The sequence below is a fragment of the Streptomyces monticola genome, assembly GCF_042665355.1.
In the GTDB taxonomy this organism is placed as follows: Bacteria; Actinomycetota; Actinomycetes; order Streptomycetales; family Streptomycetaceae; genus Streptomyces; species Streptomyces monticola.
In genome coordinates, this window is sequence record NZ_JBHTCF010000002.1 from 493,251 (window position 1) to 505,922 (window position 12,672).

Below are 12,672 nucleotides of genomic sequence, written 5' to 3' on the forward strand. Positions count from 1 at the left end.
CGGGTCCTGGCGGCCGGCGAGATCAAGGCTTCTCGGCGCCCCGGGCTCTGAGCATCAGGGCGGCGGTCAGCGCCGCGAGCAGCAGGCCCGGGAGCATCCAGTTGAGCACGTGACCGTGTCGCTCCAGGAATCCCAAACCGATCGCCTCGCCCACTTGCTGGGCCACGAAGACGGCCGCCGAGGCCGCGCCGACGTGCTCCGGCGCGATCCCGGCGGTCGCGGTGGCGAACAGTGACCTCAAGGTCAGGCCCGTGCCGAGCCCGGTGACGAACATCGCGGGCAGCAACTGGGCGGTGTAGACCGTGTATGTCCCGAAGGAGCCCCACAGGACCACCAGCCCGAGTGCCGTCGTCAGCACGCCCGTCACGGTCAGGAAGCGGGGCGTGTCGTGAGGCAGCAGCCGGGCGGGGAGACGGCTCGTGCCGAGCACGGTCGCGGCGATCATGAGCAGCAGGCTCAGGCGGGCCACGTCCTGGGAGGTCGTGTCGATGACGAACCCGGCGTTGATTCCGGCCTGGACCAGAACCAGGGTGAGCAGCCCGCCGAGGCGGTGGCGGTCCCTGATGATGTGCGGCGCCAGGAGTGGGCTCGACGTCTTGGTCTGCCACCACAGGAAGACCGCGAACAGGGTGCTGCCGGACGCGAACATGCCCAGGACGAAGGGATGGCTCCAGCCGAACGACCCGGCCTTGACGAAGCCGTAGACGAAGGAGGCAAGTCCCAGGGCGCTGAGCAGCACGCCCGTCATGTCGAGGCGTTGGCCGGTGCGGCGCGGGGGATCGTGGGGCAGGGCCCGCAGGCCGAGCAGGGCGATCGCGGCGAGGAGCACGTTGGTGTAGTGGGGGACGTACGACGAGGGCAGGTCCAGTTGCTGGTCCACGAACAGCGCGACGGCCGAACCGCTCCCGACGACCGCGGCGTAGACCCCCAGGGCCCTGCGGCGCTCCTGCCGGTCGGCGCTGCCGGTGAGCACCTGGGCCAGTACGGACGCGGTGACCAGCGCGCCGAAACCGCCTTGCAGGGCGCGGGTCACCACCTGCATGTCTCCGTCGTAGGAGCCGGTCGAGCCGCCGACAGCTGAGGCCGCCGCGAACCCCGACAGGCCGATGACCAGGATCCGTCTGCGCCCCACGAGGTCCACGAGGCGCCCGCCGAGCAGCAATAGCCCGACGAACGCGAGCAGATGGGCGTAGACGGGCGGATACTCGCGGTTCGAGGCCGACCCGCCGCCCAGACTCTCCGTCGCCAGGGTGTACGTCGTCGCGTCGACCAGGACCATGAGCTGTGCCAGGGCGAGCGCCGCCAGGCCCCACTTGCGGCTGCGCGCCGGGGCGGCGGCCGGGACCTGCCCCTCGTCCCGGGCCGGGCCCGACTGCGCCGGGACCGTAGGCGTGTGGGCGGGCGCCTCGGGCTGTGCGGGGGCGATGAGGGTGTCCGGCTGTGCGGCGGGGCTCTGAGTGGGGCTTTCGGCGGGGCTGTGGGCAGGGCTCTCGGCTGGGCCTTCGGCGGGGCTTTCGGCGAGCGCCGCGGTGGCGGCCCCCGCCCGCACTTCGGGGGCGAAGTCGAGCAACTGCGCGGCATGGCGGCCGAGTTGGGCCAGGACTTCGCCCGGCAGCCAGACATTGCCGTCGTCCCCGTCGGTGCGGGCGGCGATCTGCGCCGGGGTGGGCCGCTGGGCCGGGTCCTTGTGCAGGCAGGCGGCGACGAGTTCGGCCAGTGACGCCGGCAGGCCGCTCAGGTCCGCCTCGTCCTCGGCGATCCGGAAGAGGTGGGCATGCAGCGCGGTGTCCCCGGCGCCGAAGAGGAGCCGCCCGGTGGCCGCGTACACAAGGACGGCGCCGAGGCAGAACACGTCGGACGCGGGGGTGAGTTGGTGCCCGCGCACCTGCTCCGGCGACATGAAACCGGGGGACCCGATCAGCATGCCGGTACGGGTGTGCAGGCTGTCCCCGGAGATGCTGTCCAGGGCGCGCACGATGCCGAAGTCGATGAGCCGGGGTCCGTCCACCGTCACCAGGACATTGGAGGGCTTGAGGTCGCGGTGGAGCAGGCCGGCCCGGTGCACGGCCTCCAGGGCGAGGGCGAGACGGTTCGCGAGGACCCGCAGCGAGTCCTCGGGCAGCGGTCCGAAGTCATCGGCCACGACCGTCTGCAGGTCGGGCCCCGGGATGTACTGCGTCGCCACCCATGGCACGGGCGCCTGGGTGTCGGCGTCGAGCACGGCCGCGGTCCAGGACCCGCCGACGCGCCGGGCCGCCGCCACTTCCCGGGCGAACCTGCGGCGGAACTCGTGGTGCTGGGCGTACTCCTCCTGCACGACCTTCACGGCCACGGTCCGTCCGGCCTCGGAGCGGCCCAGGTAGACCAGGCCCATACCGCCGGCGCCCAGGCGGGCGATCAGGCGGTAGGCGCCTATGCGGGCGGGGTCTTCCGCGATCAACTGATCCACACGACGAAAGTAGTCCAGACGGCTGCTTCAGGGGGCGGAATCGCGGATGCGGATCACGCGGCCGTTGGGGGGCGGAGGTACGGGCCCGTTCACGTGGGCCGTCGGCGCAGAACCATGAAGTACGCGGGTACGAGGGCGCGTTGACCCGTGGGCAGGGTGAAGGTGGTGTGGACGGCGGTGTCGGCCTCGGCGAGGACGGTGAACTCGTCCGCGCCCAGGGGGGCCAGCGCTTGCCGAGGCGGAAGTGGAAGCCGGTGGCCTTCACGTCGTAGGCGATCCAGTCCAGGGTGTCCGGCACAAGGTGGGAGGCGTTGCCCAGGATGCGCATGCCTTCCCCGCCGCTGCCCCGCATCACCGCCGCCGCGATCGCATCCCCGAAGAGTCCGTTGGAAATGAGCGAGCCGACATCGATGTCGTCGGGCTGGTAGACGAGTGAGCAGAACGCGCAGGCCACCATCAGGACATTCGCCTCCGGGTAGGCCCGGCAGAAGTCGTACGCCCGGTTGATGGCCGCACCTCCGGCCGCGCAGCCCAGTTGTGCGATCGGGAGCTGCCGCGTATCGGATCTGAACCCGAGCGCGTTGATCATCCATGAGGTGAGCGGCGGCATCGTGAACCCGTGCAGGGGACGCACGCGATCGCGTCGCTGTCCCGCGCCGTCACCCCGGCCGACGTCAGGGCCTGATCGACCACAGCCGGAATCCGCGACCGTGCCTCGCGCACATACACACGGTTGCGCGCCTCGAGCCCCGGATGCTTGAGGGTGAGAGGCAGCGGCTGGATCAGATGCCGCTTCGCCACCCCCGTGTTGCGGAGCAGTCGCAGTACCAGCGGCAGCTTCTCGTGCCCGGCATGCAATCGGCGGGCCAGCGCGAGAGTCTCCTCCATCGAAAGAGTATGTTCCGGCAACCACACCGCCGGACGGCACAGCACAGCCACGAGCACACTCCTCTGTTCAGCAATTCCGATGGGCTCAAATGGGCTCGGGCGGGCTCCTGCATCCGGGGTCACGCGCGCAGTTCGACAGTCCAGGAATCCAACTCGCCTGCGCTCAGGCCGGGTTACGTCGGATGCTTCGCCGGTATCCCGCACTCACAGGGGTTCTTGGAATCGAACTCCATCATTCGCGCCTCCGTATTTTCGCCAGGCGGCGCGCATTTCCAGAGAAGCTCAGAAAGTGATGGTGCGACAGAGTTGCTCCTGTCGCCCTTGATGTACGTGTTGCATGCTTGCGCCCTTGTGAAACAGTGGCGGCCCGCCTGTGACGTGCGCCGATTGGCTTGCCGCGTGTGACCCGGGTCGGATATGAAGCGTGCATGCTAAAGGGGAAGAAGGTCGGGCTCAGGGCCCGGCACGAGGACGACATCCCGATCCTGCGGGCCGAGCTCTACGACGACGTGGTCAACGGCTCGCGGGCCGAAGGCGCGCCGTGGCGGCCGATCACGCCCGGCTCGAAGGACCCGCGGCTCGTGGTGGACGACAAGGCGGAGGGGCTCGTCCCGTTCTCCGTGGTGGAGCTTGAGGGCGGCACGCTGGTCGGCACCGCGAACCTGTGGGGCATCGACAATCACCACCGCTCCGCGCACATCGGCCTCGGGCTGCTGCCCTCCACCCGGGGCAAGGGCTACGGCACCGACGTGGTCGCGACGCTGTGCCACTACGGATTCGTCGTACGTGGCCTGCAGCGGCTGCAGATCGAGACGCTGGCGGACAACCACGCGATGCTGCGCTCCGCCGAGCGCAACGGCTTCGTCCGCGAGGGTGTACTGCGCTCCTCTGCCTGGGTCCTCGGGGAGTTCCTGGACCAGGTACTGCTCGGGCTCCTCGCCCAGGAGTGGAAGCCGGACTCGCAGGGCTGACAGGGCCGGCCAGGTCTGGCAGAACTCGTAGGACTGGCTCCAGGGGGGCGGTCGCGCTCAGGCCGCCCCTCGCCGGGCTTTCCGGTGATGACAGCAGTCGGCGACGCTATGAAGTGCCGCCGCCCGCATAGGAATTCAGCCCTCGTCCGAATTCCCTTCCGGCGCACTTCGCAAATGTGCAATCGTTCAACGCATTCACGCTCCGTACCTCGGCCGAGGGTTGTCCCGCAGGCGGTCGCGCGGTGAGCTTAAGTGGCGGGAAGGTGCGGACGACACCCCTACTTCTCGGGCGGCGTACCGCTGTGCACCCCGCATTCCGAAAATGGTGACGATCCATCATGCCCCTGCCATGGCACGGCATTTCAGGCCGAATGGGTGCGGTGACGGGGCGGGAAGGCCGAGGTGTCCGGCATGGCTGCTGCCACGTCCGCCCCCGCTGCGGTGGGCCCGGTGAATCTACGGAAACTGCGCGGCACGCCACCGGACCGGCTGCCGGACCTCGCCGCGCACATCCGCTCCCTGCTCATCGAGAAGGTCTGCGCGACGGGCGGACATCTGGGGCCGAACCTCGGTGTGGTGGAACTGACGATGGCCCTGCACCGGGTCTTCGACTCGCCACGGGACGCGCTGGTCTTCGACACCGGCCACCAGGCGTACGTCCATAAGCTCCTGACCGGCCGGGAGCGGGAGTTCGACACGCTGCGGCAGGCGCGGGGCCTGTCCGGCTACCCCTCCCGCAAGGAGTCCGCACACGACCTGGTGGAGAACTCGCACGCCTCGACCGCCCTGTCCTACGCCGACGGCCTCGCCAAGGCCCGGGCCCTCAGCGGCGACCACGACCGGGCCGTGGTCGCGGTCATCGGCGACGGGGCCATGACCGGCGGGATGGCATGGGAGGCGCTGAACAACCTCGGCGCCGCACCCGAGCGCCCGGTCGTGATCGTCCTCGATGACAACGGCCGCTCCTACGCGCCTACGACCGGGGCTCTCGCCGGTCATCTGGAACTGCTGCGGCACAAAGACGGCGCGGCGGTGTGCCGGAATCTCTTCACCGACCTCGGCTTCACCTACTTCGGCCCCGTCGACGGCCACGACACCGCCGCACTGGAACAAGTGCTGCGGCGGGCCAAGAAGTTGAACCGCCCGGTGGTGGTGCACGTGAGCACCGTCAAGGGCAAGGGCTATGAGCCGGCCGAGACCGACACGGCGGACTGCCTGCACGCCGTCGGCGCCGTGCACCCGGCCACCGGCCGGCCGCCCGCGGCTCCGCAGGCGAACGGGAGCGGCGCGAGCAGGTCATGGACCGGCGTGTTCGGGCAGGAGCTGGTGGAGCTGGCCGCCGAGCGCGAGGATGTCATCGCCGTCACCGCCTCCATGCTGCGCCCCACCGGCCTGCACTCGATGGCCCGCGAGTTTCCCGCGCGGGTCTTCGACGTCGGTATCGCCGAACAGCATGCCGTCACCTCCGCGGCCGGTCTGGCGATGGGTGGCTACCACCCCGTCGTCGCCATCTACGCCACGTTCCTGAACCGGGCCTTCGAGCAGGTGCTGATGGATGTCGCGCTGCACCGCCTTCCGGTCACCTTCGTCCTCGACCGGGCCGGCATCACCGGACCCGACGGGCCGTCCCCTCACGGCATGTGGGACCTGTCCCAGCTGGCGACTGTGCCCGGACTGCGCATCGCGGCCCCGAGGGACGCGGCCCGGCTGCGTGTACTGCTGCGCGAGGCCGCCGCGATCGATGACGGGCCCAGCATGCTCCGGCTGCCCAAGGCCACCACGGGCCCGGACATCGAGACGCTCGCCCGGATGGACGGCATCGACATCCTGCACCGCAGCACCTCACGGCCTCTTGATGTCGCACTCGTGACCGCGGGCCCCCTCGCCAAGCCCGCCCTCGACGCCGCCCGCGAACTGGAGCAGCACGGCATCGGCTGCACCGTCCTGGACCCGCGCTGGGTGCTCCCGGTCAACGCCGCGCTGCCGGCCCTGCTCGCGCGCCACCGGCTGGTGGTCACGGTGGAGGACGGCGTACGCACCGGCGGCATGGGCAGCGCCATCGGCCAGGCCTGCCAGGACGCCGGGATCAGCAGCAAGGTGATCAATCTGGGGCTGTCCCGTGCCTTCATCGAGCACGGCACCCGCGCGGCGCTGCTCGCCCAGGAAGGCCTGGACGCCGCGGGCATCACCCGAACCGTCCTGCGGGCCACCGGCGAACACCCCCGCACGCACCCTTCGCCGGCCACGGCCACGGCCACGCCCGAGCCCACGGCCACGGCCGAGCACGAGCATGAGCCCGCGACCACTACCGCGTCCGAGTCCGAGCGCGTGACCACGTCCGAGCCCACGGCCACTTACGCACCAGCACCCACGACCGCAGCCCGGAGGGCGCGATGAGCACGATCGATCTTGGCCTGCCCGCGTTGCCGTCCGCTCCTGGTCCGGTGCGCCGCCGCCCTACCCGTCAGCTGAGTGTCGGGTCGGTGCCCGTGGGCGGCGGCGCACCCATCTCCGGACAGACGATGACCGCCACCAACACCGCCGACGTGGCTGCCACGTTGCAGCAGATCGCCGAGGTCACCGCGGCGGGCTGTGACATCGTCCGGGTCGCCGTCCCCTCCGCCGACGACGCGGCGGCGCTGCCCGCCATCACCAGGAAGTCACCGATCCCAGTGATCGCCGACATTCACTTCCAGCCCCGCTATGTCTTCGCCGCCATCGACGCGGGCTGTGCCGCGGTCCGGGTGAACCCGGGCAACATCAGGAAGTTCGACGACAAGGTCGGCGAGATCGCCAAGGCCGCGGCCGCGGCGGGCACCCCGATCCGGATCGGGGTCAACGCCGGTTCGCTGGACCAGCGCCTCCTGGCCAAGCACGGCTCGGCCACTCCCGAGGCCCTGGTGGAATCCGCGCTGTGGGAGTGCTCCCTGTTCGAGGAACACGGCTTCAGTGACTTGAAGATCGCGGTCAAGCACCATGACCCGCTCACGATGATCGCCGCGAACCGGCTGCTCGCCGAGCAGTGCGACCACCCGCTGCACTTGGGTGTCACCGAGGCAGGCCCGGCCTTCCAGGGCGCCATCAAATCGGCTGCCGCTTTCGCGGTCCTGCTGGGCGAGGGCATCGGTGACACCATCCGCGTATCCCTCTCGGCCCCGCCGGGGGAGCAGGCCAAGGCGGGCTGTCACATCCTGTCCTCGCTCGGTCTTCGCCCGCGCAAGCTGGAGATCGTCTCCTGTCCGGGCTGCGGCCGTCTGCAGGTCGATATCCATGAACTCGCCGCGCAGGTCGAGGCCGCCTTCGACGACTTCCCCCATCCGCTGCGGATCGCGGTCATGGGCTGTGTAGTCAACGGCCCCGGTGAAGCGCGCGAGGTCGACCTCGGCGTCTCCTGCGGCAACGGCAAAGGCCAGATCTTCCGCCGCGGCGAAGTCCTGCGCACGGTCCCCGAATCCAGGATCGTGGAAACCCTCCTCGAAGAAGCCCTTGCCCTGATCGAGCAGGAATCCGCCAAGGACGAGGACATCGACGTACCGGATACGGATACGGATACGGACGCAGATACGGATACGGATGCGGGCCATGCGGTGAGGACGGTGACGTCATGACGGTCCTGCCGCCCACAGTCGCCGCGTATGAGCCGTGGCCGTCACCGGCGCAACAGCGAGCGGGCAGGCAGGAGTTGCCCGACAGCCACCAGGTATGCCTGTGCGTCGAGGAGGAGCTGGCGGAGTTCGTCGTACGCAAACAGGCCGCGGCCGATGCCGCCGGACTGCCGGCCGAGGTGCCCCGGGTATTGGGGGAGTTCCTGGTGGCGGGCGGCAAACGCATCCGGCCCCAGCTGTGCGTGCTGGGCTGGTACGCCGCGGGCGCACCCGGTGACCTGGGCCCCGTGCTGCAGGTGGCGGCCTCCCTTGAGATGTTCCACGCCTTCGCCCTCATCCACGACGACGTCATGGACCGCTCCGCCACCCGCCGTGGCCGGCCCACCGTCCACCGGACCCTCGCGGGCTGCCGTGCCGCAGGGCGAAGTCCCGCAGCTGCAGAACAGCTGGGGGAGTCGGGCGCGATCCTGGTCGGGGACTTCGCGCTGGCCTGGGCCGCGGAACTGCTGCACACCGCCGCCCTCACCCCCGGCCAACTGCAGCGGCTGCTGCCGCTGGCCGACGCGATGCGTGCTGAAGTCCTCTACGGCCAGTACCTGGACGTCATGGCCATGGCAAGTCCCGCCCCCGACCTCGACCGCGCCCTGCGCACCATCCGCTACAAGACCGCCAAATACACCATCGAACGCCCCCTGCACATCGGTGCCGCCCTCGCCACCGCCGACGACCAACTCCCGCGCGCCCTCAGCCGGTTCGCACTGCCGCTTGGCGAGGCCTTCCAGCTGCGCGACGACCTGTTGGGCGTCTTCGGCACACCGTCCAGGACCGGCAAACCGTCCAGGACCGGCACACCGTCCAGGACCGGCACACCGTCCAGGACCGGCAAGCCGGCCCTGGACGACCTGCGCGAAGGCAAGCCCACCGCCCTGATCGCCCTCGCCCTGCGCCACGGAGACGCCACCCAGGCAAGGCTGCTGCGCACCCTGTACGGCAACCCCGCCCTGGATGAGGACGGCGCCGCCACCGTACGCAACCTGATCGAGGCCAGCGGAGCCTGCCGGGCCGTCGAGGAAATGATCCGCGAGCGCCACGAACAGGCCCTGGACGCACTGGAGAAGGCACCTCTGCCCACCGAGGCCCGGGACCGGCTGAGCGAGCTGGCCGACCAGGCCGCCTGGAGGGCCACATGAGCTCTGCACCTCAACGGCGCCCGCACAAAAGGGTGCTGCTCGCCGCCCCGCGGGGCTTCTGCGCCGGCGTCGTCCGCGCCGTCCAGGCGGTGGAGCGGGCCCTGGAGCTGCACGGGGCGCCCGTCTACGTCCGGCATGAGATCGTCCGCAACAAGTACGTCGTCAGGTCGCTGGAGAAGAAGGGCGCCGTCTTCGTCGAGGACACCGACGAGTGCCCGAGGGCCAGGTGGTGCTGTTCTCCGCGCACGGCGTGGCCCCCGCGGTCCGCGAGGCCGCAACCGCCCGCAATCTCAACGCTGTTGACGCCACCTGCCCGTTGGTCACCAAGGTCCACAAGGAAGCCGTCCGGTACGCGCGGGAGGGCTACGACATCCTGCTGATCGGGCACGAGGGCCATGAGGAGGTCATCGGCACCCTCGGGCATGCCCCCGACCGCATCGCCCTGGTCGACGGCCCCGACGACGTCGCGGAGATCGAGGTGCGCGACGACTCGCAGGTGGTCTGGCTGTCCCAGACCACCCTGAGCGTGGACGAGACGATGGAGACCGCTCGCGCCCTGAAGGAGAAGTTCCCGCAGCTGACCTCGCCGCCCAGCGACGACATCTGCTACGCGACGCAGAACCCGGCAGCAAGCGGTGAAGCAGCTGGGCGCCGAGGCCGACCTGGTGATCGTGATCGGCTCGGTGAACTCCTCCAACTCCCAGCGCCTTGTCGAGGCCGCCAGGCACGCCGGGGCCCGTGCGGCCCACCTCGTCGACACCGCGGACGAGATCGACGAGACCTGGCTCGACGGCGTGCGCACGGCCGGCGTCACCTCCGGCGCCTCAGTGCCCGAGACCCTGGTCGATGAGGTGCTTCAGTGGCTGGCGCGGCGCGGCTTCGAGGACGTCGACGTCGTCACGGCCGCCGACGAGCACCAGCACTTCGCCCTGCCCCGCGAACTGCGCTGACACCACCACGTACCCCGGCGCACCTCACTGGCCCACCCTGCCGTCGATGCACTCGCGCAGCAGATCGGCGTGCCCGCAGTGACGGGCGTACTCCTCGATCCTGTGCACCAGCAACTCCCGCACCGCCGTGCCGTCCTTGCCCAGACGCTCACCCAGGTCCGGGTGCGCGGCAAGGGCGGCGTCGGTGGCGGCCTGCTCGCGCTCCAGGTCGGCGTACGCGGCGTCGACCACGGCCTGGTCGGCGACGGCCCCGTTGAAGTCCCCGTCGTCCTTGTCGTACAGCGTCGGCAGCGGATCACCGTCGCTGATCCAGTTGCGCCAGTCCCGCTCCACTTCGGCGATATGGCGCAGCAGGCCGAGCAGCGACATCGTCGACGGCGGCACCGAACGACGGGCCAGCTGCTCCGGGTCCAGGCCCTCGCATTTCATCCGCAGGGTCAAGCGGTAGCCCGACAGGAAGTCCTGCAGCGTCGCCAGCTCGCCGTCCGGGCTGTTGCCCTCACTGTTGCGGGGGTCGTCGTCCGGGTCCGCCCACATGTCGGGGTAGACGGTCGCCTGGGTCCATCGCGCGGGTTGGTCACTCATGCGCTGCATGGTCGTCCACGGCGGCCGGTCGCGCCACTGAGTTTCCCGGCGGCCAAGTGCTCCGCGGGAAGTCCGGCAAGACATCTGCGGGTGCGTCGTGGCTGGTCGCGCAGTTCCCCGCGCCCCTTTGGGGCACGACGAACCGCACCGGACTTGCCCCAAGCCGCTTAGCGGACGGTGAGCTCCGTGACCACCGCGCCGTGATCCGAGTAGAAGGGCCCGCTTTCGTGCTGCGGCAGGCGCTCGTCGATGACGTGCGCGTCGTTCACCTGGATCTGCGGGCCCTTGGCGAAGACGAAGTCGATCCGGTCCTTGGTGACCATGCCCGCGTAGTCGGGGTGCGGGCTCCACGTGCGGCCCGGATCGGCGCACACGTCGGGGTGGGCGGCCCGGTAGGTGTCCGTGTAGCCCGCGTCGGTCAGGATGTCGGTGGCGGCCAGGTCGTAGCCGAGGCCGAAGTGGTGGGCACATCCGGCCCACCGGTCGGTCCAGTCCGCGGCGGGGATCGTGTTGAGGTCACCGGCGAGCAGGACCGGGTCGGTGTTCCCGGCGAGCATGCGCGGCACCTGCTTGCGCACGATGTCCGTGACCTGGGGGATCTGCTTGCCCTTCTCGGCGTCGGCCACCTGCTTGGGGCTGTAGGTGGGCGGGCGGCCCGCCTGTACGTCCTTGGCGTTGGTGTCGATCATGTCGCCGATCCAGGGCTCCGTGTACGACGTCCAGGTGTCGAAGAGATTGAGCTGCCGCCCGCCGGGAAGCCGCACGCGCGCGCCGCCGATGTTGAAGTCGGTGACGGTGGTGCCGGTCGGGTTCGGGAAGGTCGTCACCACGTCGTAGCGGGTGAAGACCCACAGGTTGTCGTTGGCGGCGTCGGTGATCCGCACCGCGTGGTACGCGCCCTTGCCCGCACGCTCGCTCAGGGCCGCTCTGATCTCCTCGGCGGAGCCGTACGTCTCGACGGAGAAGAACACATCGGGGGCGATGTCGGCCAGCTGGTCCAGGAGGAGCGCGAAGTTCTTCTCGCCGCCCAGGCCGTCGTTCTTGCCGCCGTGGAAGATGTTCCACGCCAGCACCCGCACCGACTCGGCCCTCGTGGAGTCCGCGGGTGCGGGCACCGCCGAGGGCGCGGTGAGCGCGGCGGAGGCGACAACGGCGGTGAGCAGCACGGCGCCCCGGCGTATGCGCCGCGACGGCCTGGTCAGCAGTCTCTTGGCAGTCAGTACGGAGTTCAGCACACCGGTGATCTCAGCACGACGGACCGCGGAAGGGAACAACTTGGAGTGACGAGAAGGCGAAGACTGTACGGGTGAGGCAGCAAACTCCGTCAGGCAGCAAACCCTGTCAGGCAGCAAACTCCGTCAGGCAGCAAACCCCGTCAGGCAGTGATGCCGTTCAGTACCGCCGCGATGATGTCATCCTCCGCGGGGGAGTCGTGCGCGGTGTGCGGGAACAGCGCCGACAGTACGGTCTCGTGGCAGATGCCGACCAGCAGCGCCGCCGCCGCGTCCGTCCGTGCACCCTCGGCCAGTCTGCCCAACTCCCGTTCGGCGCGCAGATATCCGCGAAGCCGGTCCCGCCAGTCCCGGCCGGGGCCGTCGAGCTCCCCGAACCTGGCCAGGACAGCGGGCTGGGCGAGCAGTCCCGTGAACGCGGGCAGGATCGCCCGGTGCAGGGCCATGCCGTAGCGGAGGTGCGTGCGGAGGTTGTCCTCAAGCGTGCCGACACCGGGCTCGGGAAGTGCACCCAACGTGCCTTCGACGGAACGCACATGGGCCCGCAACGCATGCGCGAGCAGCTCCTCCTTGTCGGAGAAGTGGTTGTACAGCACGCCGTCGGCGACACCGGCCTCGCGGGCGATGGCGCGCACCGTGAGCCCGGCTGTGCCCCGCGCCGACACCAGCTGCTCCGCCGTGGCGATCAGATGCTCGCGCAGCGAACGGCCGTCGCCCTGGCGCAGCGCCGCCGCTTTTCGTGGGGCCAACTCCCTGTTCCTCTCCCGCACATGGTCCTGGATGCCCGCAGTGCCCGGCCCTC

Annotated in this window: 8 protein-coding genes and 2 pseudogenes; 5 read left to right on the plus strand and 5 right to left on the minus strand. The window is 70.3% G+C overall.

The annotated features are described in order from the left end of the window. Nucleotides 1–22 precede the first annotated feature (22 nt). Together ACFQVC_RS07740 and ACFQVC_RS07745 are read right to left on the minus strand one after the other, a co-directional pair. Entirely contained in the window at nt 23–2,449 is a 2,427-nt protein-coding gene (locus tag ACFQVC_RS07740; RefSeq protein ID WP_381827960.1) for a bifunctional serine/threonine protein kinase/MFS transporter, read from the minus strand. A gap of 220 nt (nt 2,450–2,669) precedes the next feature. Then, nucleotides 2,670–3,388, minus strand: a pseudogene (locus ACFQVC_RS07745) (type III polyketide synthase); the annotation flags it as partial. Between the two features lie 377 nt (nt 3,389–3,765). Between ACFQVC_RS07745 and ACFQVC_RS07750 the strand changes: the two are divergent. The 5 genes and pseudogenes from ACFQVC_RS07750 to ACFQVC_RS07770 all read left to right on the plus strand — a co-directional run bounded on the left by ACFQVC_RS07750 (nt 3,766) and on the right by ACFQVC_RS07770 (nt 10,053). Beyond that, the gene (locus ACFQVC_RS07750) at nt 3,766–4,308 is read left to right on the plus strand and encodes a GNAT family N-acetyltransferase (RefSeq protein WP_381827961.1); all 543 of its coding nucleotides are present in this window, start codon (nt 3,766–3,768) and stop codon (nt 4,306–4,308) included. A 411-nt stretch (nt 4,309–4,719) separates the two neighbouring features. Beyond that, nucleotides 4,720–6,705 (plus strand): 1-deoxy-D-xylulose-5-phosphate synthase, encoded by a 1,986-nt coding sequence (locus ACFQVC_RS07755; RefSeq protein WP_381827963.1) that lies wholly within the window; start codon nt 4,720–4,722, stop codon nt 6,703–6,705. Next, a complete protein-coding gene (ispG, locus tag ACFQVC_RS07760; RefSeq protein ID WP_381827965.1) occupies nt 6,702–7,916 on the plus strand; it encodes a flavodoxin-dependent (E)-4-hydroxy-3-methylbut-2-enyl-diphosphate synthase in 1,215 nt (404 codons plus the stop codon). The genes ACFQVC_RS07755 and ispG overlap by 4 nt, the downstream gene beginning before the upstream one ends. Further along, the gene (locus ACFQVC_RS07765) at nt 7,913–9,103 is read left to right on the plus strand and encodes a polyprenyl synthetase family protein (protein ID WP_381827967.1); all 1,191 of its coding nucleotides are present in this window, start codon (nt 7,913–7,915) and stop codon (nt 9,101–9,103) included. Before ispG ends, ACFQVC_RS07765 begins: the two co-directional genes overlap by 4 nt. Further along, nucleotides 9,100–10,053: pseudogene (locus tag ACFQVC_RS07770) on the plus strand (4-hydroxy-3-methylbut-2-enyl diphosphate reductase). The gene ACFQVC_RS07765 and the pseudogene ACFQVC_RS07770 overlap by 4 nt, the downstream one beginning before the upstream one ends. A gap of 24 nt (nt 10,054–10,077) precedes the next feature. Here ACFQVC_RS07770 and ACFQVC_RS07775 read toward each other — a convergent pair. The 3 genes from ACFQVC_RS07775 to ACFQVC_RS07785 form a co-directional block, all read right to left on the minus strand. Continuing rightward, nucleotides 10,078–10,647, minus strand: coding sequence for a DinB family protein (locus tag ACFQVC_RS07775; protein WP_381827969.1), 570 nt, complete (start codon nt 10,645–10,647; stop codon nt 10,078–10,080). Between the two features lie 158 nt (nt 10,648–10,805). Then, nucleotides 10,806–11,873, minus strand: a complete 1,068-nt coding sequence (locus ACFQVC_RS07780) for an endonuclease/exonuclease/phosphatase family protein (RefSeq protein ID WP_381827972.1) — start codon at nt 11,871–11,873, stop codon at nt 10,806–10,808. 140 nt (nt 11,874–12,013) lie between these two features. Continuing rightward, the gene (locus ACFQVC_RS07785) at nt 12,014–12,619 is read right to left on the minus strand and encodes a TetR/AcrR family transcriptional regulator (protein WP_381827974.1); all 606 of its coding nucleotides are present in this window, start codon (nt 12,617–12,619) and stop codon (nt 12,014–12,016) included. Between the last annotated feature and the right edge of the window lie 53 nt (nt 12,620–12,672).

Excerpts from the sequence above, each read along its gene's own strand:
- ACFQVC_RS07755 (WP_381827963.1), top strand. The coding sequence starts at position 4,720 with ATGGCTGCTGCCACGTCCGCCCCCGCTGCGGTGGGCCCGGTGAATCTA.
- ACFQVC_RS07750 (WP_381827961.1), top strand. The coding sequence starts at position 3,766 with ATGCTAAAGGGGAAGAAGGTCGGGCTCAGGGCCCGGCACGAGGACGAC.
- ispG (WP_381827965.1), top strand. The coding sequence starts at position 6,702 with ATGAGCACGATCGATCTTGGCCTGCCCGCGTTGCCGTCCGCTCCTGGT.
- ACFQVC_RS07765 (WP_381827967.1), top strand. The coding sequence starts at position 7,913 with ATGACGGTCCTGCCGCCCACAGTCGCCGCGTATGAGCCGTGGCCGTCA.
- ACFQVC_RS07775 (WP_381827969.1), bottom strand. The coding sequence starts at position 10,647 with ATGCAGCGCATGAGTGACCAACCCGCGCGATGGACCCAGGCGACCGTC.